The organism is Microbacterium sp. 2MCAF23, assembly GCF_052115565.1.
GTDB lineage: Bacteria > Actinomycetota > Actinomycetes > Actinomycetales > Microbacteriaceae > Microbacterium.
The window spans coordinates 15,633-41,844 of the sequence record NZ_JBFRGY010000006.1 but is presented as its reverse complement, the minus strand read 5'-3'; the positions used below and the strand labels follow the sequence as shown (position 1 = coordinate 41,844).

General features: G+C 68.9%; 21 protein-coding genes. 7 read left to right on the top strand and 14 right to left on the bottom strand.

Translation table 11 applies throughout. The features are described from left to right. Positions 1 to 15: 15 nt before the first annotated feature. Complete coding sequence (locus tag AB4078_RS07885; protein WP_441976656.1) at positions 16 to 831, bottom strand: NUDIX hydrolase; 816 nt, start codon at positions 829 to 831, stop codon at positions 16 to 18. Continuing rightward, complete coding sequence (mfd, locus tag AB4078_RS07880; RefSeq protein WP_441976655.1) at positions 828 to 4,406, bottom strand: transcription-repair coupling factor; 3,579 nt, start codon at positions 4,404 to 4,406, stop codon at positions 828 to 830. Before mfd ends, AB4078_RS07885 begins: the two co-directional genes overlap by 4 nt. 84 nt (positions 4,407 to 4,490) lie before the next feature. Here mfd and AB4078_RS07875 point away from each other — a divergent pair, with 84 nt between their 5' ends. Further along, the gene (locus tag AB4078_RS07875) at positions 4,491 to 5,084 is read left to right on the top strand and encodes a hypothetical protein (RefSeq protein WP_440732369.1); all 594 of its coding nucleotides are present in this window, start codon (positions 4,491 to 4,493) and stop codon (positions 5,082 to 5,084) included. A 37-nt stretch (positions 5,085 to 5,121) separates the two neighbouring features. Here AB4078_RS07875 and pth read toward each other — a convergent pair whose 3' ends face one another. Both pth and AB4078_RS07865 read right to left on the bottom strand, forming a co-directional pair. Continuing rightward, entirely contained in the window at positions 5,122 to 5,703 is a 582-nt protein-coding gene (gene pth, locus AB4078_RS07870) for an aminoacyl-tRNA hydrolase (RefSeq protein WP_441976654.1), read from the bottom strand. Between the two features lie 79 nt (positions 5,704 to 5,782). Beyond that, positions 5,783 to 6,391, bottom strand: coding sequence for a 50S ribosomal protein L25/general stress protein Ctc (locus AB4078_RS07865; RefSeq protein ID WP_440732371.1), 609 nt, complete (start codon positions 6,389 to 6,391; stop codon positions 5,783 to 5,785). Positions 6,392 to 6,580: 189 nt separating this feature from the next. Between AB4078_RS07865 and AB4078_RS07860 the strand changes: the two genes are divergently transcribed. Beyond that, positions 6,581 to 6,706: a hypothetical protein gene (locus AB4078_RS07860; protein WP_258955456.1), complete on the top strand. Its 126-nt coding sequence runs from the start codon at positions 6,581 to 6,583 to the stop codon at positions 6,704 to 6,706. Positions 6,707 to 6,772: 66 nt separating this feature from the next. Here AB4078_RS07860 and AB4078_RS07855 read toward each other — a convergent pair whose 3' ends face one another. From AB4078_RS07855 to AB4078_RS07835, 5 genes are all read right to left on the bottom strand, one after another. Beyond that, a complete protein-coding gene (locus AB4078_RS07855) occupies positions 6,773 to 7,486 on the bottom strand; it encodes an ABC transporter ATP-binding protein (RefSeq protein ID WP_440732372.1) in 714 nt (237 codons plus the stop codon). Then, the gene (locus AB4078_RS07850) at positions 7,473 to 8,426 is read right to left on the bottom strand and encodes an ABC transporter ATP-binding protein (protein ID WP_441976653.1); all 954 of its coding nucleotides are present in this window, start codon (positions 8,424 to 8,426) and stop codon (positions 7,473 to 7,475) included. The genes AB4078_RS07855 and AB4078_RS07850 overlap by 14 nt, the downstream gene beginning before the upstream one ends. Beyond that, the gene (locus AB4078_RS07845) at positions 8,423 to 9,628 is read right to left on the bottom strand and encodes a branched-chain amino acid ABC transporter permease (RefSeq protein WP_441976652.1); all 1,206 of its coding nucleotides are present in this window, start codon (positions 9,626 to 9,628) and stop codon (positions 8,423 to 8,425) included. Before AB4078_RS07845 ends, AB4078_RS07850 begins: the two co-directional genes overlap by 4 nt. Continuing rightward, positions 9,625 to 10,680 carry a branched-chain amino acid ABC transporter permease gene (locus AB4078_RS07840; RefSeq protein ID WP_441976651.1) on the bottom strand — a complete coding sequence of 352 codons (1,056 nt, stop codon included), beginning with the start codon at positions 10,678 to 10,680 and terminating at the stop codon, positions 9,625 to 9,627. Before AB4078_RS07840 ends, AB4078_RS07845 begins: the two co-directional genes overlap by 4 nt. A gap of 94 nt (positions 10,681 to 10,774) precedes the next feature. Next, the gene (locus AB4078_RS07835) at positions 10,775 to 11,998 is read right to left on the bottom strand and encodes a branched-chain amino acid ABC transporter substrate-binding protein (protein ID WP_441976650.1); all 1,224 of its coding nucleotides are present in this window, start codon (positions 11,996 to 11,998) and stop codon (positions 10,775 to 10,777) included. Positions 11,999 to 12,309: 311 nt separating this feature from the next. Between AB4078_RS07835 and gndA the strand changes: the two genes are divergently transcribed. Beyond that, the gene (gene gndA, locus AB4078_RS07830) at positions 12,310 to 13,770 is read left to right on the top strand and encodes an NADP-dependent phosphogluconate dehydrogenase (protein ID WP_441976649.1); all 1,461 of its coding nucleotides are present in this window, start codon (positions 12,310 to 12,312) and stop codon (positions 13,768 to 13,770) included. A 206-nt stretch (positions 13,771 to 13,976) separates the two neighbouring features. Here the strand turns inward: gndA and AB4078_RS07825 are convergent, their stop codons facing one another. Next, positions 13,977 to 14,897 carry an SMP-30/gluconolactonase/LRE family protein gene (locus AB4078_RS07825; RefSeq protein WP_441976648.1) on the bottom strand — a complete coding sequence of 307 codons (921 nt, stop codon included), beginning with the start codon at positions 14,895 to 14,897 and terminating at the stop codon, positions 13,977 to 13,979. Positions 14,898 to 15,030: 133 nt separating this feature from the next. On the opposite strand from AB4078_RS07825, the gene AB4078_RS07820 reads away from it, so the two are divergent. Together AB4078_RS07820 and AB4078_RS07815 are read left to right on the top strand one after the other, a co-directional pair. Continuing rightward, the gene (locus AB4078_RS07820; protein ID WP_440732457.1) at positions 15,031 to 15,924 is read left to right on the top strand and encodes a dihydrodipicolinate synthase family protein; all 894 of its coding nucleotides are present in this window, start codon (positions 15,031 to 15,033) and stop codon (positions 15,922 to 15,924) included. Beyond that, positions 15,921 to 16,637: an SDR family NAD(P)-dependent oxidoreductase gene (locus AB4078_RS07815; protein ID WP_440732379.1), complete on the top strand. Its 717-nt coding sequence runs from the start codon at positions 15,921 to 15,923 to the stop codon at positions 16,635 to 16,637. The genes AB4078_RS07820 and AB4078_RS07815 overlap by 4 nt, the downstream gene beginning before the upstream one ends. Positions 16,638 to 16,703: 66 nt before the next feature. Here AB4078_RS07815 and AB4078_RS07810 read toward each other — a convergent pair whose 3' ends face one another. Genes AB4078_RS07810 through AB4078_RS07800 form a run of 3 tightly spaced genes read right to left on the bottom strand, consistent with a single transcriptional unit; the run spans position 16,704 to position 19,860 of the window. Continuing rightward, entirely contained in the window at positions 16,704 to 18,011 is a 1,308-nt protein-coding gene (locus AB4078_RS07810) for an ABC transporter substrate-binding protein (protein WP_441976647.1), read from the bottom strand. Between the two features lie 56 nt (positions 18,012 to 18,067). After that, complete coding sequence (locus AB4078_RS07805; RefSeq protein ID WP_441976646.1) at positions 18,068 to 18,928, bottom strand: carbohydrate ABC transporter permease; 861 nt, start codon at positions 18,926 to 18,928, stop codon at positions 18,068 to 18,070. Further along, entirely contained in the window at positions 18,925 to 19,860 is a 936-nt protein-coding gene (locus AB4078_RS07800) for a carbohydrate ABC transporter permease (RefSeq protein WP_440732382.1), read from the bottom strand. The genes AB4078_RS07805 and AB4078_RS07800 overlap by 4 nt, the downstream gene beginning before the upstream one ends. Positions 19,861 to 20,075: 215 nt before the next feature. Here AB4078_RS07800 and AB4078_RS07795 point away from each other — a divergent pair, with 215 nt between their 5' ends. Together AB4078_RS07795 and AB4078_RS07790 are read left to right on the top strand one after the other, a co-directional pair. Next, a complete protein-coding gene (locus tag AB4078_RS07795) occupies positions 20,076 to 20,879 on the top strand; it encodes an IclR family transcriptional regulator (protein ID WP_375903730.1) in 804 nt (267 codons plus the stop codon). A gap of 93 nt (positions 20,880 to 20,972) precedes the next feature. Beyond that, positions 20,973 to 22,133 carry a mandelate racemase/muconate lactonizing enzyme family protein gene (locus AB4078_RS07790; protein WP_441976645.1) on the top strand — a complete coding sequence of 387 codons (1,161 nt, stop codon included), beginning with the start codon at positions 20,973 to 20,975 and terminating at the stop codon, positions 22,131 to 22,133. Positions 22,134 to 22,191: 58 nt separating this feature from the next. Here AB4078_RS07790 and AB4078_RS07785 read toward each other — a convergent pair whose 3' ends face one another. Then, the gene (locus AB4078_RS07785; protein WP_441976644.1) at positions 22,192 to 26,202 is read right to left on the bottom strand and encodes a golvesin C-terminal-like domain-containing protein; all 4,011 of its coding nucleotides are present in this window, start codon (positions 26,200 to 26,202) and stop codon (positions 22,192 to 22,194) included. Positions 26,203 to 26,212: the final 10 nt, after the last annotated feature.

The window sequence follows — 26,212 nt, the reverse complement described above, 5'->3', positions numbered from 1 at the left end:
TGAGCAGGCCGATCGTCAGGATCCGACGGGCGGGAGCAGCCCCTTGGCGGACGCCATCGTGCGGGCGATCAGCAGCGCCGGATCCCTGATCTCCCCCTCGATCAGGAGCTGATCCAGGTCGACGCGCGCCATCCGCGCCAGCTGCACCTTCTCGCTGGGATCGTCCGCCGATGCCCGGCCCTCCCGCACGCCAGGTGCGAAGAAGAGGTGCGTCTTCCAGACGCTCCGCCCGGGGTTGGCGAAGAAGGTGTGCAGCGGGATCAGCTCGGTCGCCACGACGCCGAGCTCCTCTTCGAGCTCGCGTCGTGCCGCCTGCTCCGGCATCTCGCCGAACGCGCCCGCGCCGCCCGGAAGATCCACGATCCAGCGATCGACCGGGTAGCGGTACTGCCGGGCCAGCAGCAGGTCGGCTCCGTCCTGCACGAGCACCGCAACGGTGAACGGCACGCTGCGGTCGACCTCGAACGTGGTGCGCTCGCCTGTGGGCAGCTGCACCTCGTCGACATCGATGCGCACCTTGCCGCGATGCGTCTCACGGGTCGAGATCCATTGCCAGCGGGGATCCACGGCAGGCTCGGGACGCACCCGAGAGCGCCGCGAGGGCTCCGGCGCCGGGACCGAGGCAGATCCCATGATCAGGACCGGATCCGTCTTCCGGGCCTTGGAGCGCGGTCCGGCGAGGTCCGCGGACCTCCCGGAGGCCGCCGGAGGCTCATCCGCGCGCAGCGCATCCTGCCGGTCCTGCATCAGCTGCTCCCGCACGAACGCCCGCCCCTCCGCCGCCGACAGCGCACGGTCGCGCCGCCGCGGCGCGGTGAGCCCGGCGCTCACGATGCCGCTCCTGCGTCGACGGTCTCCTCGGCCGGTGCGGATGCGGGGAACAGCGCAGTCAGCAGCTGACTCGTCCACTCGACCGGATCCGCCCTGTCCGCACCCGGCATGGGCACGACCAGCGCCTCTCCCCCGCCGACCAGCTTGGCCTGCGGGTAGAGCCGCTGCAGGCGCACCTTCATCGAGTCCTCGAAACGCGCCGGCGCGACCCGGAGGTTCGATCCCATCGCGACCACGTCGGTGAGCCCGGCGCGCGCGGCGCGACGCCGCAGCCGGGCGATCGCCACGAGGCCGGCGACCTCTGCCGGCGGAGCGCCGTACCGATCGGTGAGCTCCTCGACCACGTGGTCGATGGCGTCGTCCGCCGCCGTCGCCGTGGCCGCGCTGGACAGCTTCTGATACGCCTCCAGCCGCAGCCGCTCGCTGTCGATGTAGGAGTCGGGGATCCGCGCATCCACCGGCAGCTCCAGGCGCAGCTCGGCGCCCGTCTCGGTCTCCTCGCCGCGGAAGGTCGCGACAGCCTCACCGATCATGCGCAGGTACAGGTCGAAGCCGACGCCCGCGATGTGACCCGCCTGCTCCGCACCCAGAAGGTTGCCCGCGCCGCGCAGCTCGAGGTCCTTGAGCGCGACCTGCATGCCGGACCCGAGGTCGTTGTTCACCGCGATCGTCTGCAACCTGTCGGCGGCCGTCTCCGACAGCGGCTTCATCTCGTCGTACAGGAAGTAGGCATAGGCCCGCTCCCGCCCGCGCCCCACGCGCCCGCGGAGCTGGTGGAGCTGGCTGAGGCCGTAACGGTCGGCCCGGTCGATGATGATCGTGTTCGCGTTGGAGATGTCCAGGCCGGTCTCGATGATGGTCGTCGAGACGAGCACGTCGAACTTGCGCTCCCAGAAGTCGTCGACGACCTGCTCCAGCTGGTGCTCGCCCATCTGCCCGTGCGCGACGGCGATCCGCGCCTCGGGGACGAGCTCGGCGAGCTCACTCGCGGCGCGCTGGATCGACTGCACCCGGTTGTGCACGTAGAAGATCTGGCCCTCGCGGAGGATCTCGCGCCGGATCGCGGCGGCGACCTGCTTGTCACTCTTGGGGCCCACGAACGAGAGGATCGGATGGCGGTCCTCGGGCGGGGTCTGCAGGGTCGACATCTCGCGGATGCCGGTGACCGCCATCTCGAGCGTGCGCGGGATCGGAGTGGCGCTCATCGCGAGGATGTCGACGTTGGTCTTCATCTTCTTGAGCGCGTCCTTGTGCTCGACGCCGAAGCGCTGCTCCTCGTCGATGATCATGAGGCCCAGATCCTTGAACATCACCTGGTCGGTGAGGATCCGGTGCGTGCCGATCACCATGTCGACGGATCCCTCCAACAGGCCGTCGAGCGTGAGCCGCGCCTCCTTGTCGGTCTGGAACCGCGACAGCGGACGCACTTTGACCGGGAAGCCCGCGAAGCGCTCCGTGAAGGTCTCGAGGTGCTGCTTGACGAGCAGCGTGGTCGGCACGAGCATCGCGACCTGCTTGCCGTCCTGGATCGCCTTGAACGCAGCGCGCACCGCGACCTCGGTCTTGCCGAAGCCGACGTCGCCCGAGAGCAGCCGATCCATCGGGATGGGCCGCTCCATGTCGGCCTTGATCTCGTCTATGGTCTGCAGCTGGTCGGGGGTCTCCGCGAACGGGAAGGCCTCCTCCAGCTCGCGCTGCCACGGGGTGTCCTTGGCGAAGGCGTACCCCTTGGCCGCCATCCGCGCCGAGTACAGCTTCACCAGCTCGACGGCGATGTCGCGCACTGCCTTGCGCGCCTTGCCCTTGGCGGCGGCCCAGTCGCTGCCACCCATCTTCGACAGCTGGGGCGCCTCCCCGCCGACGTACTTGGAGAGCAGGTCCAGCTGATCGGTGGGCACGTACAGCTTGTCGCCCGGGTAACCGCGCTTGGACGGCGCGTACTCGAGCACCAGGTAGTCCCGCGTGGTCTTCACGGCGTTGCGCCCGCCCGACGAGACCTCGCGCTGGGTCATCTCGACGAAGCGCGCGATGCCGTGCGTCTGGTGCACGACGAAGTCGCCCGCCTTGAGCTGCATCGGATCCACGACGTTCTTGCGTCGGGAGGCGAGCTTCTTGACGATGCGGGTGTCGCCGCCGATCGTGCGTCCGTAGAACTCGCTCTCGGTCAGGACCGCGATCTTCGCGGAGGCTACCTGGAAACCCGACTCGATGGCTCCCGTCACGAGCGTGGCGACGCCCGCGTCTGGAGCGCCCGGGAGAGAGTCGACCACACGGGCCGCGACCCCGCGGTCGGCGAGAACGTCCCTGGCGCGATCGACGAGGCCGGGGCCCGAGGCCACCAGGATGACCCGCCATCCGTCCGAGACACGGCCGGCGGTGAACTCGATCGCGCCGTCGACGTTGCCGTGGAACGACGGGATCGGCGCCGCGCTCACGCCGTCGGTGCCCTGATCGAACACCGCATCCTCGGCGCCGGCGTCGAAGGCGCTCAGCCGCCACCACACGCCGTCGCGGTCATGCACGGCGGTGCGCAGTTCCGCGATGGAGAGGAAGTCGCCGGTCTGCAGGTCGATCGGTGCCGAGGCGCCCGCGGTCGCGGCGCTCCAGGCGGCATCGAGGAACTCGCGGTTGGTCTCGCCGAGGCTCGCCGCGCGGGCGCCGGACCGCTCCGGATCCACGAGCGCGACCGCCGCGTGCTCGGGCAGGTAGTCCGTGAGCGGCACCACAGGACCGGCGACGACGGGCAGGAGCGACTCCATGCCCTCGACCGGGATCCCTTCCGCCATCTTCTGCAGCATCCCGGCGATGCCGGGGAAGGCGTCGACGAGAGCGCCCGCCCGCTCGCGCACCTCCGCCGTCAGCAGCAGTTCGCGACTGGCGGGCAGGGAGACGCTCGACGGCGCTGCGGGGAGGGAGCGCTGATCCGCGACAGAGAAGAGCCGGATCTGGTCCACCTCGTCGCCGAAGAACTCCACTCGCGAGGGATGTTCTGCCGTCGGCGGGAAGACGTCGAGGATGCCGCCGCGCACCGCGAACTCTCCGCGGCGGGAGACCATGTCGACACGCGAATAGGCGCGTTCCACGAGGGAAGCGGCGACGCCGTCGAGATCGTAGCCTCGTCCGCCGACCGTGAGCTCGAGGGGTTCGACGTCGCCGAGCCCCGCGGCGACGGGCTGCAGGGCCGCGCGCACCGACGCGACGACGACGAGCGGGCGCTCCCCCGACCAGACCCGCATCCGGCGCAGCACTTCGAGGCGCCGCCCGACGGTGTCGGGGCTGGGGCTGAGTCGCTCGTGGGGCAGCGTCTCCCACGCGGGGAAGGACAGGATCTCGGCGTCGGGAAGGTAGGAGCCGAGGGCGGCAGCGAGGGATTCGGCACGGCGCCCGGTCGGCGCGACCACGAGCAGCGCCCCCGGCTTGCCCGCGGCGGCGCGGCGCTCGAGAAGCCCCGCGAGCATGGGCGCGTCCATGCCTGCGCTCGCGAGCAGGTCGGCGTCGGTCTGCGCCCAAGTCAGGGCGTCGCGGAATCCGGACGCCTCCTCTTCCAGAGCGCGGATGATCCCCTGCACAGTCACCGGAAGAGTCTACGTGCCGTCGCCGACACGGGAGCCGTCCATCGCCTCTCGTCGTAGGTCCGATGCCGACCCTAGGATGAACGCGTGACCGATCCGCAGCAGCCCGCTCCCGTTCCGCCGCCCGCCGCGACGGGATATCCGGCACCGCCGATCGCGCCTCCCGCCTACGGCGCACCGCAGCAGTTCGCGCAGCCCACCGCCCCGGTCTACCAGGCCCCTCCCGGAGCGTTCTCCGGACCTGCCGGGGGCTTCACGACCCCCTACGCGCCGACGCCGCAGACGGCCCGCGGTTCGGGGCTCGGCCGCACGGCTCTGCTGCTCTCGCTCGTCGCCACCGTCGTGCTGACCGTCGTCGGAGCCGTGCTCGCGTGGCAGGTCGGACACGGCATCGGATCCTCGGCCGACCTGACGACCCTCGAGAATCAGGTCGGCGCAGGCGACCTGTCGATCCTGACACCCGTGCGGGACCTCGTGCTGTGGGTCGAGATCACGTCGTGGGCCGCGACCGCGCTGGGGATCTGGGCGCTGGTGCAGGGCATCGTCGCGATCGCCAAGCGGCGCGGACGCGGATCCGGCGTCGCGGCCGTCATCATCGCCGTGCTGGGGCCGTTCGTCTACTTCGTGGTCGGCTACCTGGCCTTCGCAATCGCACTGGGCGTGGCGGCCTCGCAGAGCTGACGCGACGCGATCTGCCCGGCACGCGGTGCAGCCGCGGTCAGCGCGGCGCGTGGTGCTTCTGCTGCGCGGCGAGCAGGCCCTCCTCGACCAGCTGCTCCACGGCGTCCGCCGCGTCGGAGACGAGGATCGGGAGATTCGAGCGCTCCGCGGCGCCGAACGGTGCGAGCACCCAGTCCGCGGGATCCTGCCGACCGGGCGGACGCCCGATCCCGACCCGCACCCGCGGGAAGTCCGGGGTCGTGAGCACCCGGGCGACGTCACGGATGCCGTTGTGTCCCCCGTGCCCGCCGCCGACCTTGAGCTTGATGGTGTCGAACGGGATGTCCAGCTCGTCGTGCACGAGCACGACCCGCTCGGGGTCGACCGAGTAGAACCGCGCGAGGGCGCCGACCGGGGCGCCGGACACGTTCATGAAGCTGTTGGGCTTGGCGAGCACGAGCTTGTCGCCGCCCGGCCGCACCCAGGTCTCCACGACCCGGGCGCCGGCCTTGTGCTCACGGAACGCCTCGCCACGCCGCGCCGCGAGCTCGTCCAAGACCATCTGACCCACGTTGTGCCGGGTCGCGGCGTACTTCGGGCCCGGGTTGCCGAGCCCTACCACCAGCCACGTCTGCGCCATGGATCCATCCTCCCGGAGAGAAGAAGAAGGGAGCGCGAAAGAATCGCGCTCCCTTCTCAGAGTTCTGAGAACCGAAAGGTCACTCCGCCTTGGAGGCGATCGCGTCCGCCTCGAGGGCGTCGCCCTCGGCCTCGGCGAGCGAGTCGGCGACGTTCTGCGCGGAGACGGCCACGATGAGCAGCTCCGGGTCGGCGACCAGCGTGACACCCTTGGGCAGCTTCACGTCGGCGGCGGTGATGTGCGAGCCCTCCTCGAGGCCCTCGACGGAGACCTCGACGTGCTCGGGGATGTGGGTGGCCTCGGCCTCGACGGCGACGTGCGTGTTCTCCAGCTGCACGATCGTGCCTGCGAACGCCTCGCCCACGACGACGACGGGGAGCTCGATCGAGACCTTCTCGCCCTTCTTCACCACGAGCAGGTCGATGTGCTCGATGATCTGGTGCACCGGGTCCTTCTGCACGTCCTTGACCAGGGCGAGCTCGGCGCGACCCTCGATGTCCAGCTCGAGCAGCGCGTTGGCGCGACGGATGAGCAGGGCGACCTGGTGGCCCGGCAGCGCGACGTGCACCGGCTCGGTGCCGTGGCCGTAGATGACGGCCGGGATCTGGCCCGCGGCGCGCAGGCGGCGGGCGAAGCCCTTGCCGAAGCTGGTGCGGAGCTCGGCGACAACCTTGTTGTCTTCGGTCATGGTGTTCTCCTTGTTCACACGCGGCTCGGGGCCGCGCGGTGGTCTGGGTGCGTCGTCTCGACACGACGGAAGGAGAGCCAGAGCTCGCCGCGTCGATCACGGATGCGCGCACACGTGCGTCATCCCTCGCCGAGGACCACACCATGCTACCCGAGTTCGGCGCGTTGTTCTGACGGTAGGCTGTAGGGCATGACCGATGGTGCATTCCTCTCCGAAGCGCTGGCCTGGCTGATCGGCCTGATGGCCGTCGGCGCGACCGTGCTCTGCTTCGGCGCGTTGTTCTCGCTCGGCCGCTCCGGCTACCGCAAGGACTGACGAACCACAGACGAAGAACCGCGCCGCCCTTCCGGACGACGCGGTTCTTCTCGTGTGCGGCTCGAGTCACCCCACGCCGAGATAGGCCTCCTTGACGGCCGGATCGGCGAGCAGCTCCTTGCCGGTTCCGGTGCGGGTGATCGCCCCGGTCTCCAGCACGAAGGCGCGGTGCGCGCGTGCGAGCGCCTGGTTCGCGTTCTGCTCAACCAGCAGCACGGTCGTGCCCTGCGCGTTGATCTCCGTGATGATCTTGAAGATCTGCCGGATGAACTGCGGAGCGAGACCCATCGAGGGCTCGTCCAGCAGCAGCACGCGCGGCTGGGACATCAGCGCCCGTCCGATGGCGAGCATCTGCTGCTCGCCGCCGGACATCGTGCCGCCCAGCTGCTTCTTGCGCTCGTCCAACCGCGGGAAGAGCGAGAACACGCGCTCGTACGACTCGGCGACACCCGACTTGCTCTTCAGACCGAACGTGCCCATGTCGAGGTTCTCCAGCACCGTCATGCCGGGGAAGATCCCCCGGCCCTCGGGCGACTGCGAGATCCCCTTGACGACGCGCAGGTGCGCCTTCATCTTGGTGATGTCCTCGCCATCGAACGTGATGGATCCGGTGGACGGCTGCAGCAGTCCCGAGATCGTGCGCATGGTCGTGGTCTTGCCCGCGCCGTTCGCGCCGATCAGCGACACGATCTCTCCCTCGTCGACCGAGAAGGAGATGTCGTGGATCGCCTTGATCCGCCCGTAGTGGACCGAGACGTCCTTCAGTTCAAGCAACGTCATCTTCGGGCACTCCCAGGTAGGCGGCGATCACACGCGGATCGTTGCGGATGGCGGCGGGCAGGTCGTCGGCGATCTTCTTGCCGAACTCGAGCACCACGATGCGGTCGGTGACGCCCATCACGAGCTTCATGTCGTGCTCGATGAGCAGCACCGTGTAACCCTCGTCCCGGATCGACCGGATGAGGGCCATCAGGTCTTCCTTCTCGGCCGGGTTGAAGCCGGCGGCCGGCTCGTCCAGGCAGAGGAGTTTCGGATCCGTTCCGAGGGCGCGGGCGATCTCGAGGCGTCGCTGGGATCCGTAGGACAGATCCCGTGAGCGCTTCTGCGCGTGCTGCGCGATCCCGACGAAGTCGAGCAGGGCCATCGCACGATCGACCGAGCTCTTCTCCTCCCGCACGTGCCTGGGCAGACGCAGCAGCGCGCCCGGTACCGAGGTGCGGTGCCGCGCGTCCAGCCCGACGACGACGTTCTCCAGAGCGGTCATCTCGCCGAAGAGGCGGATGTTCTGGAACGTGCGGGCGAAGCCCAGACGCGTGATCTGGTGCTGCTTGCGTCCCTTGACCGACTGCCCTTCCAGCAGCACGTCGCCGCTGGTGGGCTTGTAGACGCCGGTCATGGCGTTGAAGCACGTCGTCTTTCCGGCGCCGTTCGGTCCGATCAGGCCGAGGATCTCGCCGCGCCTGATGTCGAACGACACGTCATCCAGGGCGGTGAGACCGCCGAAGCGGATGGTGAGGTTCTTCACCTCGACCAGTTTCTCCCCGACCGGCACCTCGATCTCGCGCTCGGACTCGGCGCCCTCGACGAGCGGCGGGGCCTCACCCGGCACGATGTCGGGCTCTGCACCCTCGGGCATCGGCCCTCCGACGGATGCCGCATCCGTGACCGGCTCCTCGGGAGCCGCGTCGGCGGGGACCGGGTTCTGGATCGGATCGGTCATGACGCACCCCCCTCGGTTCTCGGCTTCGGTGTTCGCGGCGGTTCCGCCTTGGGGGGTTTCGGTGGCGCGATCCACTCGATCGCCTTGCGCGAGTACGCCATCAGACGCATCTTGGCCGGGATGAGACCCTGCGGGCGGTAGATCATGAGGATCACCAGGATGATTCCGAAGATCAGGTACTTGAAGTCGGCGATCCAAGTGAAACGCAGCGGGATGTACGCGACGATCGCGCCGCCCAGGATCGCACCGACCTTGTTGCCCGTGCCGCCGAGGACGACGGCGGCCAGGAAGAGGATCGAGGTCTGCACGTCGAACTTCTGGTTGTTGACGAAGCCGATCTGACCCGCCATCAGCGCGCCGGAGAGGCCGCCGACGCTCGCGCCGATCGCGAACGCCCACACCTTGTACTTGAAGGTGGGCACACCCATCGTCTCGGCCGCGTCCTCGTCCTCGCGGATTGCGATGAACGCGCGGCCGACCCGCGAGCGCTCGAGGTTGCCCACGAGCAGCAGGACGATGATCAGGACGGTGAGGGTAAGCCAGTACCACGGCCCACCGTTCGAAGTCGCGAAGATCGGGACCCCGTTCGCGGTCTCGCCCGGAGGACGACCGACATTCTGGAAGCCGACCTGCCCCTTCATCGCCGGGATGATCGTCGCGAGGATCCGCACGATCTCGCCGAAGCCGAGCGTCACGATCGCGAGGTAGTCTCCGCGCAGGCGAAGTGTCGGCACGCCCAGAGTGACGCCGAAGATCATCGCAATGACCATGGCCGCAGGAAGCGTCCACAGGTACGGGATCTTCAGATACGGCGAGTCAGGGCTGGTGAAAATCGCTGCCGTGTACTGCCCCACGGCGAAGAAGGCCACGTAGCCGAGGTCGAGCAGCCCCGCGTAGCCGACCACGACGTTCAGACCCACTGCGACGAGGGCGTAGACCGCCATCGAGAACAGCGCGATCGACCAGCTGGTGCCCGCATCCGAAGTACTGATCGGGAAGAAGTCCAGGTACGGCAGCGCATACGCGATCGCCACCACCGGCAGCATCCATGCCCACTGCATGGGGCGCGACAGTTCGTTCCAGCGCCCGCGGAGACCACGGAACGGACCGCGACGTGGGGTCGCGATCGACTCGGTCTCGATGGCCTCGCGGGCCGACTCGGCGGTGGGCAGCGGGCGGGGCCCATCAGCGGACGTGCTCATGCCTTGCTCCTTCCGAGCGTGGTGCCCAGGATGCCGGTCGGGCGGACCAGCAGGACGAGGACGAGAATGACGAAGGCCACGACGTCGGCCCACTGCGCGTCGCCGAGCAGGATCTGCCCGTAATTGGCGACGATGCCCAGCAGGATGCCGCCGAGCAGCGCGCCGCGGACGTTGCCGATGCCGCCGAGCACGGCCGCCGCGAAGGCCTTGACGCCGAGGATGAATCCGCCGGTGTAGATGACGCCCGAGGGCACCAGCATCACGTAGAACAGGGCGGCGGCTCCGGCGAGCAGACCGCCGATGATGAAGGTGATCACGATGGTGCGCTCCTTCGAGACGCCCATCAGGGTCGCGGTGTCCGGATCCTGCGCGACGGCACGGATTCCGCGTCCGGTGCGGCTGCGCCGGATGAAGATGTCGGTGCCGACCATGAGCAGGATTGCAGCGACCACGATGACGATCTGCTGGTTCGTGATGATCGTGCCGAACACGTCGAAGACCGGATCCGCCACGAACATGATGACAGCGGGCTGCGCGTTGCCACCGCCGATCGAACTCATGAACTCCAACCCCGGGATCTTGCCGAGCTTGGGCAGATTGAAGATCAGGTACTGGATCGCGAAGGACACACCGATCGCGGTGATGAGGAACGCCAGCCTCGGTGCATTGCGCTTGCGCAGCGGTCTATAAGCGGCGCGTTCCACGATGAACGCGGTCGCTGCCGAGGCGAGCATGCCGACGGCGAGCGCCAGCACCAGATCCATGATGATCTCGGCCGGGCCGATCGTCGGGGCGCTGGGACCGAAGCCGAGGCTGGTCAGTGTGATGACCACGCCGTATGCGCCCACGATGAAGACCTCGGAGTGGGCGAAGTTGATCAGGCTGAGCACGCCGTAGACGAGCGTGTAGCCGACCGCGATGAGGCCGTAGACGGCCCCGAAAGTGAGACCGTCGAACGTCGCACTCCAGAAGTTCTGGAAGAGCGCGTTGACGTCGAAATTGATCCAGGAGTTGTCCGCGTGCACGACGGACAGGGCGAGAAGATCCAGCATTCAGATTCGCTTCCACAGGGGGCGCTCGTGGCGCCGGGAAAGAGCAGGGGAAGAAGGCCCCGCGACGCAGCTCATGCGTCGCGGGGCCGGTGGATCACTTGCCGATCTGTCCGACGTAGACGATCTTGCCGGCGTCGACCTTGTAGCCGTAGACCGCGGGGGCCTGCAGCTCACCCGTGGCGTCCCACTTGTAGTGCTTGCTCAGCCCGTCCTTGTCGTAGTTCTTGACCCAGTCCTTGAGGTCGGCGCGAGACTGCTTGCCCGCGTCGATGCCGGCCAGCAGCACGGTGGCCGCGTCGTAGCCCTCGATCGAGTACGTGCCGGGAGCCGCGTTGGAAGCGTCCTGGTACTGCTTGGCGAAGTCCGTCAGCAGCTCACCGGGGATGCAGGGGCAGGTGAAGTACGCGTTCTTGGACGCGTCGCCGGCGAGCTTGATGAACTGGTCGTCCTTCACGCCGTCGGGGCCGACGAAGGCGCCCTTGTAGCCCTTGGAGACGAGCTGCTGGTCGAACGGCGCACCCTCGGCGTAGTAGCCGGCGTAGTAGACCGCGTCGGGCTTCTTGTTCAGGATCTTCGAGATCGTGGCCGAGAAGTCCTTCTGGCCCGTGGTGACCTTGTCGGTGCCCACCAGTGCCGAGCCGAGCGCGTCGCTGGTCGCGGTGCCGAGGCCGATGCCGTAGTCGGAGTCGTCCTGCACCAGGTAGACCTTCTTGGCCTTCAGCGTGTCCGTGACGAACTTCGCCGCGGCGGGACCCTGCTGCGAGTCGTTGCCGAGGGCGCGGAAGAAGGTGGTCCAGCCGTTCTTGGTCAGACCGGGGTTGGTCGCCGACGGCGTCAGGTGCACGAGGCCCTGCTGCTCGAAGATGTTGCCGGTCGCCTTGGACTCTCCGGAGAACGGCAGGCCGATGACGCCGACGATGTCGGACTCGCTCACGGCCTGGGTCACGGGACCGGTCGCCTTGTCGGGCGTTCCCTCGGTGTCGAACTTCTTGAACTGCACCTGGCAGTCGGGGTTGGCCTTGTTGTGCTGGTCGATCGCGAGCTGCACACCGTTGAAGATGTTGATGCCGAGCTGGGCGTTCGCGCCCGTCTCCGCGCCGATGTAGGCGATCGTGGTCGTCGCCGCGCACTTGCCCTTGCCGTCACCCGCGGGCAGGACGGCGTCCTTCGGGGTGTCGACCGAGGTGACGGCGGGGACGTCGATCCCGCCTCCGCTGCTCGACGTCGGAGTTCCTCCGGCCTTGTTCGCACAACCTGCGAGCAAGAGCAGGGCCGCTGCTGCTGCGACGCCCGCGGTGAGGGCCTTCTTTCGCATCATTTTGTGATTGCCTTCCGATTCGGGTCATCGACCGCTCCTTGCGAACGTCGATGTCATCAAGGGTGTGGTGAGCGTACCTCTTTGCACGCGCTCCGCGAACGACATTAGTCCGACGGCGTCCGGAATTTCGCTCCCCCGCGACGAACGGGTATTCGGATCGTTACATGCTGTTCTCGCGACCGACACATCCACGCACGCGACGCACGCTCCAGCCCCGCGGATCCCCCCGACGGCGAACGTCATCGACATCGTCGGCGAGGACCCACCGGGTAGCCTGGGAAGCCCACCCACGCTGTCGTCTGGAGTCCCGCGTGTCAGAACACACCGCCCACGCCAACATCGGAGTCGTCGGACTCGCCGTCATGGGCTCGAACCTCGCCCGCAACCTTGCGAGCCGCGAGGGCAACACCGTGGCGATCTTCAACCGCAGCTACGAGAAGACCCAGGGCGTGCTGGACGCGCACCCGGAGGCCGGCTTCATCCCCGCCTCCACCTACCAGGAGTTCGCCGACGCGCTGCAGAAGCCGCGCACCGCGATCATCATGGTCAAGGCCGGCGCCGGCACCGACGCCGTGATCGATGAGCTCGTGAAGGTGTTCGAGCCGGGCGACATCATCGTCGACGGCGGCAACGCGTACTTCCCCGACACGATCCGCCGGGAGAAGGCGGTGCGCGCCACGGGCATCAACTTCGTCGGCGCAGGCATCTCCGGCGGCGAGGAGGGTGCGCTCACCGGCCCGTCGATCATGCCGGGCGGATCCGACGAGTCCTGGGTGACGCTCGGACCGATCCTCCGCTCCATCGCGGCGATCGCCGAGGGCGAGCCCTGCGTGACCCACGTCGGCCACGACGGCGCAGGCCACTTCGTGAAGATGGTGCACAACGGCATCGAGTACGCCGACATGCAGCTCATCGCCGAGGCCTACGATCTGATCCGCCGCGGCACGGGCAAGACCCCGGCCGAGATCGCGGAGATCTTCGCCGAGTGGAACAAGGGCGAGCTCGAGAGCTATCTGATCGAGATCACCGCCGAGGTGCTCCGCCAGGTCGACGCGTCCACCGGCAAGCCGCTCGTCGACGTCATCCTCGACCAGGCCGGGGCCAAGGGCACCGGGGCCTGGACCGTGCAGACCGCACTGGCGCTGGGGGTGCCGGTCTCCGGCATCGCCGAGGCCACGTTCGCCCGGTCCCTTTCCTCGCACCCCGAGCAGCGCGCCGTCGCCACCGCCCTTCCCGGTCCGGCGGAGGCCCTCACGGTGTCCGCCGACCAGGTCGACGCGTTCATCGAGGACGTGCGCCTGGCGCTGTACGCGTCGAAGATCGTGGCCTACTCGCAGGGCTTCGACGAGATCCGCGCCGGTGCGGCCGAATACGACTGGAACATCGACCTCGGCGCGATCTCGAAGATCTGGCGCGGCGGCTGCATCATCCGCGCGCAGTTCCTGAACCGGATCGCCGACGCCTACGCGGAGACGCCGGAGCTGCCGGTCCTGATGACCGCGCCGTACTTCGCCGAGGCGCTCACCCGCGCCCAGGCCGCGTGGCGCCGCGTGGTCGTGACCGCCGCGCAGGCCGGTATCCCCGCGCCCGCATTCTCCTCGTCGCTGTCGTACTACGACGGAATCCGCGCCGACCGCCTTCCTGCCGCGCTCGTGCAGGGCCAGCGCGACTTCTTCGGCGCGCACACCTACAAGCGCATCGACAAGGAAGGCACCTTCCACACCCAGTGGTCCGGCGACCGCACCGAGATCGAAGCCGTCGACACGCACTGACGCGGCCCCACCGACGAGTCGTCCCCGTCAGCACACGCCAGAGTGTGCGCTGACGGGGACGACTCGCAAGTGGAGGGGCTTGCCTCGGAGCTCGGGTTCCCTCAAGCGGCGCGCCACCGCGACCGTGGCGTCGACGTCGCCTCCGCGGAGGGTCGCGATGAGCCGGCTCGCGCCGAGCCGCTCCTGCAGGCGCGCGTTGTCCACGATCACGAGCCTTTCCTCCCGGCCGTCGCGTCTGAGCGACCTCCGAGGGGGATCGCTCCGCCCCACGGCCGCGCAGGCGCACCGCCGACCTCGACCTGCACGCCCAGGATCGCGCCGTCCGCCGGGGAGGGGCTCTGCAGTCCGATGCTCGCCGTCGTGATCACCAGCAGGTCGTCGACGAGGGCGACCGCGGTCGGCCTCGTCGCGGGGAGCGCGATGGCCTCGTCGAGCGTCCCGTCGGGCGAGTAGCGGCGCACCTCCCCCGCATCCCACACCGCGACCCAGAGCATCCCCTCCCTGTCGATCGCCATGCCGTCGGGGTTCCCTCCTTCGACGGCGCACACCGTGCGGCGGTGCGACAACCGACCGTCGGGGGCCACGTCGAAGGCCTCGATGCTGCGGTGCGGAAGCGTGTCGATGTAGTACATCGTGGATCCGGTGTCGTCGAAGACGAGGCCGTTGGACACCGTGACTCCGCCGAGGCGTTCGACCGCGATCCCGCGCCCGTCGATGCACCACAGCGTGCTGTGCGGATCCCGCGGCATCGACTGGCTCCCCACCCAGAAACGCCCGAACGGATCGCAGGCGCCATCGTTCATGTAGTCGCCCGGCACGGCGAGGTCCGAGACGACGGGAACGATGCCGCCCTCATCCCCCACGTACACCACGCCACGCTCGGCGGCGACGATCCACCCCGCGCCCGCCTCGACGAGGGGCGCCGGCGCGCCGATCTTCGCCCCGACGGCGAGGGATTCCGCCGGCACCAGCCTCGAGCCGTCCCAGCGCCCCCGGTGGAAGCGTCCCGTCGCCATGTCGATCCAGGCCAGACCACCGTCCCGGCCGTCCCAGCGCGGTGACTCGGCCTGAACGTATCGTTCGTCGGTGATGATCTCGACGGTTCGTGACCGGGGTGAACGCGACAACCTTGCCCTCTTTCACTGGTAGGCGATAACCGTTATGTGGCAGACTATCTCACAATATGCATACCTCTTGCGCGAAATGCGAATCGATGATGAAGCGGGGAACCGGCCGATGACTCCTACCCTCCATGGCTTGATGCCGATCCTGGCGACGCCATTCGACGAGACGGGCGCGCTCGACCGCGCCGGCCTTCGGCGTCTGGTCGAATTCGAACTCGCCTCCGGCGTCGACGGCGTGGCCGTGTTCGGAATGGCGAGCGAGGGCTTCGCGCTGACGGCGGACGAACGGCGCGCGATCCTCGACGACGTCGTCTCCGTCGTCTCCGGACGCGTTCCCGTCATCGCCGGAGTCAACGGCACCTCGACGGCGACCTCGATCGAGCAGGCCCTCCTCGCCGAGGAGGGCGGCGCCGACGCGCTCATGGTGCTTCCGCCGTTCATGGTGAAGCCGGCGGCGGGCACGCTCGTCGACTTCTACGGCGATGTCGCGGGATCCACCTCCCTCTCCATCATGGTGCAGGACGCCCCCGGCGTCACCGGCGTGACGATGACGCCGGGGCTCATCGCCGAGCTCGCCCGTCTCGATCGCGTCGACTCCGTCAAGGTCGAGGCGCCGCCGACCGCGCCCAAGGTCGGAGCCGTCATCGACGCGCTCGGCGGGGCGGACTTCGCCGTGCTCGGCGGCCAGAACGCCCAGTTCTGCCTGGAGGAGTACGCGCGCGGCGCCGTCGGCACGATGCCGGCCTGCGAGTTCCCCGACCTGCTCGGACCGGTGCTGGCCGACTTCGTCGCGGGGCGCGTCGAAGAGGCGCGCGCGGGCTTCCGTCGTATGCTCCCTCTCGTGCTGATCGGACTGCAGGGCGGCATCGCATGGGCGGTGCACAAGGAGGTCCTCGTCGCGCGCGGCATCATCGAGCACGCCACCGTGCGCTACCCGGCGGCCCGCCTCGACGCCGGCAGCCGCGCCGCGGTGCACCTCGTCCTCGCGGAGCTCGCCCTTCCTCCCCTGCCGACCGCGGTGCGCGTGTGAGCAGTCGTGTGCTGCTGATCGGCGGCGGATCCGACATCGGCATCGCCATCGCGCGCGCGTTCGCGGAGCGCGGCGACGCTGTCGTCGGCGTGGGGCTGGAGCCGACCGTCGATCCGGCCTTCGCGAGTTTCCTCGTCGCCGACTGCAGCCGCCCGGAAGGCGCGGAAAGGGCTGTCTCCGACGCGGCGGCCGCTCTCGGCGGCATCGACGTCGTCGTTCTCGCGGCGGCGCGGATGCCGATCGGCCGCGCCGACGCGACGAGCGACGAGGACTGGCGCGGGGCGCTCGGGGCGACCCTCGACTCGGCGTTCTTCGTCGCCCGCGCGGCGCTGCCGCTGCTCGCGCCCGGCTCATCGATCGTGGCGGTCACCTCGGTCAACGCCACGCTCGCAGCGCCCTCCCTGCCCGCGTACGCCGCGGCCAAGTCCGGTGTCGAGGCGCTCATGCGGCAGCTCGCGCTGGACTACGGCCCGCGCGGGATCCGCGTCAACTCTGTGCAGCCCGGGAGCATCTCCGCCGCCGACACCGGCGAGACCGAAGGCTATCCGCTGGGCAGGATCGGACGCCCGGAGGAGGTCGCGTCCGTCGTCACCTTCCTCGCATCGGAGGGGGCGTCCTTCATCACCGGCGCCACCATCCCGGTCGACGGAGGGCTCTCGATGTCCTCCCCGGCCTCGTGGCTGAAGCCGGCGCTGCGCGACCGCTGGCTCTGACAACCGTTCCATTCGCATACGAATGCCGCGCCGGAGGATCTCCGGCGCGGCATTCGTATGGGTGACTCAGGAGTTGGAGTCGAGCAGCCCCTGCACTTCCTTCTTCAGGGCGTTGAGACCGGCCTGGACGTCCACCTGGCCGGCGAGGATAGTCGCGACACCGCCGCCGATCGCGGCGTCGATCTGCGCGGTCACGGCGACCCGGTCCCAGGCCGCGGCCCGAGCGTGCTCCGAAACCTGGGTGCGGAAGGTCCCCTGGAACTTGTCCGCGGCGAGGGCGGGGATCTTGTCCGCGACGCTCTTGGCGGCCGGCGCCACGGCGGAGCGCTCGTACAGCGCCGTCGCCGCCGTGACATCGGTCGCCGCATATTTGATGAACTCTCGGCTGGTGACCTCTCCCTCGCCGGCCGTCGCGAACAGGCCGCTGCCCCAGGCGCGGTTGTAGGACTTCTTGCCTTCGACGGTAGGGCGGGAGATCGCGCTGACGTTGTCGAGGATGTTCTGCGCCGCGCCGTTCTTCTTCAAGAACGTCGGGACGAGCGGTGCGTCGTCGTAGAGAGCCGCCCGGCCGCTGGCGAAGAGGATGCGGGCGTCGCTGCGGGCGACGTTGGTCTGCGTGAGCCCTGCATCCATGAGGGACTTGTACCAGGTGATGGCCTTGACGCTCGCCGCATCGCCGATCGTGCACTTCAGATCATCCGTGACGACCTCGCTCCCGAAGCCCCACATCCAGTGCACGGCGTCCTTCAGGTCGGGGTTCTTCGTCACGGCCGCGTACGGAATCAGCGAGGAGTCCTGGGCCTTGATCTTCTCGAGCGCCGTCGCGAACTGCTCGACGGTCATGCCGGACTTGATGCCGACGCTCTTGGCGATCTCGCCGTTCGTGGCGATGCCGATGCCCGAAGCGGTCAGCGGCAGCACGAGCAGCTTGCCGTCCTTGGTGTAGGAGTCGAGGACGCCCTGAGGGATCCCGAGGCCCTTGGCCAGCTCGGTCAGATCGGCGAGCAGGTCCATCGGCGTGAGCACCTGCCATCCGCCGGACTGGCCGACGCCGAGCAGCTTGCCGGAGCGGCCGGTGAGCGCGAGCTGGGTGGCGGCCTGGTCGTACGGGTAGATCACCGGCGCGACGGTCACTCCTGCGTCCTTGGAGAACCCGTCGATGATCCCCTGCCAGGCCGGCTTGAGCGCTTCCTCGCCGAGCGAGTTGCCGTAGAAGTTGATGGTCTTGGCCTTGGTCGCGGCATTCGCCGTGGCACCGGGCGGCGTCGCGGCCGGAGTCGCGCAGCCGGCGAGCGCGAGGACGCCGAAAGCGGCCAGGGCGGTGCCGCCGCCGAGGAAGGCGCGACGACTCAACTGCGAGTTCGGGATGTTCATGGGCACAGCTCCTTCAGGGACAGATCGGGAATCAGGGTGTTTCGGGGGACAAGCGGCTAGCCCTTCACCGCTCCGGCGGCCAGGCCGGAGACGAAGTAGCGCTGGAGGACGACGAAGATGATGACGAGCGGAAGCGAGGTGATCAGGGAGGCCGCCATGAGCGCCGGCCAATCCGCTGTGCCCTCGTGGATGAACGCCTGCGTGAGGCCGGCAGGCAGGGTCTGCTTGTCGGGACCTGCGAGCGTGAGCGCGAAGAGGAGGTCGCTCCACCCGCGCATGAAGGCGAACATCGCGGCGGTGATGAGCCCCGGCACGACGAGCGGGAAGACGATCCGGAACACGGTGGCGGTTCGGGAGAGCCCATCGACCTTCGCGGCCTCGAGGATGTCGTCCGGAAGGCCGTCCATGATCCCCTTGAGCAGGAAGACCGTGAGCGGCAGCGTGAAGGTCGTGAACGAGAGGATCAGGGCCGCATACGTGTACAGCAGGCCCGCGGAGCTCAGCATCAGATACAGCGAGATGAGCAGCAGCGCACCGGGGATCAGCTGACCGATGAGGAACATGAACATGATCGCGTTGCGTCCGCGATAGCGGAATTTCGAGAGCGAGTACGCCATCAGCCCGCCGACGAGCACAGCCAGCAGCGCGGTGCCGCTGGACACGATGACGCTGTTGCCGAGATTCTTCAGGAGCGCATCGTTCTGGAAGAAGCCGACGAAGTTCTCGATCGTCGGATCCACCGGGAAGAACGGCCGGTTCTGGGCGAACACGTCCTCCTTCTTCGTGAACGCCGTCGCCGTGAGCCAGTACACCGGCAGCAGGCCGAACAGGGCGAGCACGATGAGGCCCAGACGCCCGGGGACGGACAGACGGGGGCGGATGATCCCCTCGCCGACGTCGCGGTTGCGGCGCATCATTTCTCCAGTCGTCGGTTGAGGAGCAGATATCCGCTCGAGATGATCGCGAGCAGGACGAGCCAGAGCGCCCCCATCGCGGAGGCCTTGCCGAGCTCGTAGCTGCCGAAGGCGAGGTGGTAGAGGCTCACGGCCAGAGTCGTCGTCGAGTTGCCCGGCCCTCCGCCGGTCATGACGAAGATCGTGTCGAAGTTGCCGAAGTTGTAGATGAACTCGAGCACCGCGACGAGCGTGACAGGGCCGGCGATGTGCGGCAGCGAGATGTACCGGAAGCGCTGCGCCCGGGTCGCGCCGTCGATCGTCGCGGCCTCGATCTGCTCGCTGGGCAGGGTCTGCAGCACAGCGAGCGCGACCACCATGATCCAGGGGAAGGAGTGCCAGGTCTTCGCGATGATCACGGCGGTCATCGCTCCGACGGGATTCCCGAGCATGCTGATCTCGGGCAGACCGAGGAGCGTCAGGACGTGATTCACGACGCCGTAGCTGTCATTGAAGATCCATGCCCAGAGGAACGACACGACCACGCCGGGCAGCAGCCACGGCAGCATCAGCGCGCCGCGCAGGACGGTGCGGCCGCGCATCCGGGAGTTCAGCAGCATCGCCAACGCGACGCCGAGAAACAGGGGGAAGACCGTGGACAACGAGGCGAACACGAGCGTCGTACCGAGTCTCGCCACGAACTCGTCCCAGATCAGCGCATAGTTGTCGAAGCCGACGAACGTGCGCTCCGGACGCAGCAGGGACTGGTCGTAGAGGCTGGTGCCGATGCTCGAGACGAGCGGGAAGATCGCGATCACGAGGAACAGCAGGACCGCAGGAAGTGCGATCATGAAACCGAAGGTGCGGTCCTTCGCGCCGAGCGTGGAGCGGCGTCCCGAGCGCGGCGGTGGGACCTGCTCGCGGATCTCTGGCCGCTCGAGGGTGGCTTGTGGCATGGCATTCACTTTCCGGGTGGGGTGGACCCTGCGGTCCCCTGCACGTCGTCGTCGCAGTCGTCGACGATGACGTGCAGTCAGTCAACCACAATGCGGATGTGAAATCCATAAAATGCATAAGACACCCACATTTGCCTTGCCTGGGGTCAACAGTCTCATTAGGATGACTGGCAACGGCTCCGTAGATGCGGTGGCCGCTGGGAGGAGAAGTCGCAATGGCATCGGAATCGGTGGGGGGCACCCAGACCGTGGAACGGGCGATGTCCTTGCTCGCCTGCTTCACGGAGGAGTCGGGTGAGCTGCGGGTCTCCGAGCTCTGCACGCTGACCGGGCTCGGGCAGTCCACCGTCTCCCGCATGATGTCGGCGCTCGACCGGATGAAGTTCGTCGTCCAGGACGGCCGGACCGGCCTGTACCGACTCGGGCCGGCGGCGGTCGCCCTCGGCACGATCGCGCTCAACGGCTCGCCAATCTTCCGCGCGTCGCGGCAGATCGCGCAGAACCTGGCCCGCCGGATCGAGATCGGCGTGAACGTCGCCGAGCTCAGCGGCTTCACCTTCACCTACCTCTGCAACTTCGAGGGCGCGCTCGCCCCGAAGTCGTTCGCGATGGCAGGACGTACGGGGCCCCTGCACGCCACCGGCCTCGGCAAGGCCCTGCTCTCGGGCATGACGTCCGAGAAGGTCGACGAGTACTTCGAGCACTCCCCTCAGCGCTTCACCCCGCACACGATCGTCGACCGCGACGCCATGCAGGTCGCGCTCGAGGAGAGCCGCAGCCGTGGATACGCGACTGAGATCGAGGAGCTCGCCTTCGGACGCGCCTGCATCGCGGCGCCGATCCACAACAGGGCGGGCGAGATCGTCGCCGCGCTGTCGGCGAGCGGCCCCCTCTCCGTGCTCGACCTGCACGCCCCGCACCAGGAACTCGCTCTGCAGCTCATCGAGGCGGCGGACGAGATCTCGGTCGCGCTCGGATACAGCCCTTCCCGCTCCGCGAGCGCCTTCGCGGCACTCTGACCCGCCGCCGCGATCCGATCGCGGCGCCCTGAAGCTCATCGCCGCGGCAGACGCCGTCGGCCTCTTCCCCCACGACTGTCTTCGGAGACCCTTGTGAAGATCACGCGCGTCCAGACGTTCCCCCTCTTCCTGTCGAGGGAGGATGCAGACGACTCCTATGCAGGCGACACGGGCGTCGCCCATCGCGGCTACGTCATCCGGCCGCCGTGGCGGAGCCTGTACTCCCCCGGCTACGAGACGCTCCTCGTCAAGATCGAGACCGACGAGGGGCTCGTCGGATGGGGCGAAGCCCTCGCCCCCGTCGCCCCCGAGGTGGTCGCCGCCGTGGTCGATCACCTTCTCGCCCCGCTCATCCTCGGCGAGGATCCGCGATCCGTGCGGACTCTCTGGCACAGGATGACCGAGTCCATGCGCGAGCGGGGGCATCTCACCGGACACCAGGCGGACGCCATGGCCGCCGTCGACATCGCGCTCTGGGATCTCTGGGGACACGCGACGGGCCTCTCCGTCTCCGAACTCGCGGGCGGCCGCTTCGCCGAGATCCTGCCGACCTACGTCTCCGGGATCCGCGGAAACGACGACGCCGAGCGCGTCGACAAGGCGACGGCCTTCGTCGAGGCCGGCGTGCGGCGGATCAAGCTGCATCTCGGCACCGACATCCGCACCGACCTCGCCACCTATGACGCCATCCGCGCGGTGCACCCGGATCTCGATCTCGCGCTCGACGCGCACTGGACCTACCGTCTCGGCGAGGCGAAGGCCCTGGGACGCGAACTCGACGACCGCAGGGCCTGGTTCTTCGAGGCGCCCCTGGCGCCGGAGGACGTCGAAGGCCACCGCGATCTCGCGGCGTCACTCGCCACACCGATCGCCATCGGCGAGGCGATGCGCAGCCGTTTCGAGTTCACCGACTGGCTCGCCCGCAGGGCTGTCGGGCTGACGCAGCCCGACATCGGCCGCACGGGGATCACCGAGGGGCTCGCGATCGCCGCGGTGGCCGACGCCTTCCACGCACAGGTCGCACCTCACCATTCCGCCGCCTTCGGCCTCGCCATGGCCGCGGGGGTGCACGTCGCGGCGAGCGCGACCTCGCTGCTCGCCTTCGAGTACCAGCCGTTCACGCTCCCGGTCGCCAACCTCATCCTGACCACTCCGCTCGAGGTGCGACCGGATGGAGGCTTCATCGTCCCCACCGGCCCCGGACTCGGCGTCACGGTGGACGAGGCGGCCGTCGCGCAGTTCGTCCGGCGCTGACCGCACAGCACCCGGAACAGGGGTGGACCGGAGCCGCGCTCCGGTCCGCCCCTTTCCGTCAATCCCCGACCCTCACGAATTGCGCGGCGCTGACCCGGTGGATGCTCGTGTTGCGGACCTCCAGCCGCACGACGCCGGGAGCGCCGGCGTCGTAGCGGAAGGTGCCCAGCGCGCGCCACGCGGCCGCGCCCTGGGTCTGGTCCACGATCACCTCGCTGCTGCCGCCCTGGTGCTCGACGACGTAGGCCGCTGACGTGGTGGTGGTCGGATTCGTCGGGTACCAGACCGAGACGCGGTAGAGGCCCGGCTGAGGAAGCTCCGCCTTCCAGGTCACCGTGCTGCCGACGGAACCGGAGTCGCTGTACCGCGTGCGCGTCCCGTTCCAGCCGGAGAGACCGCTCGGATACCACTGCCCGGTCTCGAGGTATCCGGGCCAGGGAGACTGCGTGTGCACGATCACGCCTTCGTCAGCCATTCGCACCAGGACGCCGCGGCGCAGGCTCTGATCCAGCCTCGCCTCGAACCGGGTGCTCGATCCCGGAGCGATGCCCGCCCCTGCCGTCACAGTCCAGGTGTGCGTCAGGTCCGAGCGCGGCGGCACCACGACGGCCGCATCCCGCTGATCGATGGTCCAGCCGGTCGCACCGTAGAGGGCGAGCGTGCCCTGGAGCGGCGTCACGCCGGTGTTGATCACCAGGGCGGTCAGCTTCACGGTCGCACCGGGACCGCTGGCGACCTCGGTGTCCGATGCGAGGGAGACCAGGCGACGTCGATCGATCACCTCGATCGACGCGGGCCTCAGCGTGACAGGCGTCGCCCCCGGCACCGACAGGGATCCGGCCACCTGGACCTCCCCGAGCGCGGCGGACGCGGCGATCACGACCGCGGACTCCACCCGGACCGTCGTGTGCGCGGGAGCCGCGATGGCGGGCACCGTGCCGTCGAGCTGCCACCCGCTCGGCAGGGTCAGCCCGACGCTGCCGGCGATCGGCTGCGCCGTCCCGTTGCGCACCTCGATGATCAGCGGGACCCTGTCCCCTGCCGTGCCCGTGGCCTGGGCGACCACGTCTCCCGACACCTCCGTGCCGGCGCCGGCGAGTCGGGCGGGCAGGCGCAGCGTGACCTCGGCCGTGGTCGCGCCGCCGGCCGAGACCGTATAGGCGAACGTCTTCGTCGGGTCGTCCACTGGGATCGTCCATTCGTAGGGATACCCCTTGGCGGGCGCCTGCTGCGCGGCCTGTCCGCCGATCCGATAGGAGAGCGTCGCCTGCTGCTCCGTGTCGATCTGCACATACGCGTCGTACCCCTGCCCGCCCGGCCGCACCAGCAGCATCCCGCGGACGAGTCCGTAGTCGGTCGCCGGATCGGAGTCGACCTCGCGGAAGCTGTCCGGGCCGTGGTCGACGATGTCGTCGAACGGCAGCTCCGGCCGCTGAACCGCGACGTTGCGGACGACCAGGGCGAGCAGCCCGTGCCCGGGGACGGTGACCGTGACGCGCGCGTCGACCGCCGCCTGGGAGGAGCGGCTGCCGTCCGCGGCGACCACCTCGACCGCGGGCGCGGCGGTGCGGGGCAGTCCGGTCAGATCTCCGGCGAGGTCGACGACGACCTGCTGGGCGTCGGACGCCGAGTTCGTGAGGCTGATGTAGAGCGCGCCGTTGCCCACCCCGGCGATCCAGTTGACCAGCGGGTTGTCCAGCACGATCAGGCCCGCCGGGAAGTAGGGCCAGACCCCACCCTCGCCGAAGAACGAGCCGGGCGCGTGACCGTATGCGAAGAACTTGAAGTAGGCGAAGTCCGCCTCGAAGACGTGCGGGAACTCGATGCTGCCGGAGCTCCGGTAGAAACTCTCGCTGATCAGGTAGTCCATGGCGAGACCCAGCTGCGCAGGCGCGTGATGGAAGTAGTACCCGGTGATCCCGACGGGACCGCTCGTGGCGAAGTCCGGCTTCATCTGCGCGACCTGGAACTGCCGGCCATAGTAGCCGGGATAGGTCGTGAATCTGCCGATCACCATGTTGTGCGCGACGTCGGCCAGCAGCGCGTCGCCGGTGTGATGGGCGAGGCGCAGCAGCGCTCCTGCCCAGCAGGGGTTGAAGACGTATCCGCCGCCGGGATCGGTCACGGCGCTCACCCCGAGCTTGAACGACGAGAGCGCCTCGAAGGTGAGGCCGGACGGCGAGACGTACCAGGCCGGAACCGTCTCTGTCGCCACGCCCGTGACCGGGTACGGCGGCAACGATGAGCGGGTCTCCCAGTCGTACTGCTGCGTGATCACGTGACCCTCGGGAACCGTGACGGTCTGGTCCGGCACGGGCCGCACGGCGGTCTGCGTGATGAACCGCTGCACCTCCCGGTGCGCTCCCTCCAGGAAGACCGCCTCCCCTGTGACCTCGAACAGCTCGAGCAGGTCGACCCAGTACTTGGAGAAGCTGTAGGCGAAGCCGCCGGGCGGCTGGCCGTTGCCACGGTAGGGCGTGAGGATCTGCTCCTGCACGTAGCGGCGACCGATCAGGGTCGCCTCCGCCAGATACGCGGAATCCCCTGTGGCCCGGTAGGTGGCCAGCGGCACTGAGAAGGGCGCACGGCTCTGCCCGACGACACCCGACTTCGTGGCCTGCACGGCGAGCCGCTGGATCCCCGCGTTGCGGCCGTGGGTGAGCTGGTACAGGGCTGTCAGATTCACCGCGTCCGTGGGAACGCGGCCGAGACGGTACTGCGTGGTGTCGTTGTAGACGGGACTGCCGATCACCGGCGAGTGCCCGATCCCCTTGCGCGACACCTGATACTCGATCAGCGGCCGGGCGCGGCGATCGTACAGCGTGCCGCCTGTCGTGCCGGTGAGGTAGTGCGCCGAGAGGACCACGCCGCTCGCCGCCGTCCGGACTGCATCCTCGTTCTCGACGTCGACGAACCCCTTGGCTCGGTTCCACCACCCCGAGAACGAGGGGATGTAGTCCACGGCGTCGTCGCCCGCCGGCTCGACCGCGATCAGATCGGCCATGGCGTGCACGGCATCGGTCAGGGAGCGATCGTAGACGTTGCTCCGATACGCCGTCAGCCCGTATTCGCCGCGGCACAGCGCGGTGTATGCGTCGTACAGAGCGCCCGCCTGGGCAGCCAGGCCGAATGCGAAGCCGCGCTCCTCCCCTGCCGCCATCGCCGTGCGGAGGCCGGGTTGTGGCGAGTACATGCAGGGAACGAGGTCGAGACTGTCGTTGCGCAGGCTCATGCCGTACGGCTGGCGGTCCGACATGAGCTGCCGCTCGTGCACGAACTCCGCGACCTCGGCCGGCAGGTAGACGCCGGATGTGACGGGCGTGCCACCCACGGCGTACTGCGTGAGCGCCATCGGGGCGAACAGCTCCCACGCCCCGAGCGGGGCCGAGCCGTCGAGGACGGACAGCGCATGCTGGTACGACCCGCACAGCACCTCGTCGATATCGTCGAGCGACCGGGCATCCTGGCTCTGGTAGCCGACGAGGTAGTCCCCGGCGTTCTTCGCCGTCAGCACGTGGTGGGCTTCCGGATTGTCGCCCTCCAGGCGCCAGCGCACCACGAGCTCGATGTCGTCGGTGCTGGTGCGCAGCTCGATCGCCTGCGGGCCGAGGATCTGGAAGGAGGTGAATCCCAGCCAGCTCGGCGCCAGCGGGCCGTAGAGCTCCGGCGCGCTGCCGGACGGCAGCGCGCCCTTCAGCACCACCCATTGCTCGTCGAACCGGTGGGCGGGATCCGTCACGGCGAGCCATCCGCCCTCGTGCACGATCTCGAGATCGCGGACGATCGTCGCCCCTCCGTCCCACGTCGCCTGGAAGAAGGTCATCCGGTGGTTCGTCCCGACCAGCTGCGCGACCTGGGTCACCGCCAGGTTCGGCTTGTCGAGCCGCCGCAGGGCGTCGGCGTAGGCGCCGATCGCCGTGGGGAGCTCGGTGGCCGCGGCCGAGCCTCCGGCGGTCTGTGCGCCGAGGACCGGCGGGAGGACGCCCGCGATCACCAGCATGCGCAGCACGGATCGACGGCTCCACTGCAGGGAGCCATCATCATCTCTCGCGTTCTTCCTTGCAATCATGATGCATATA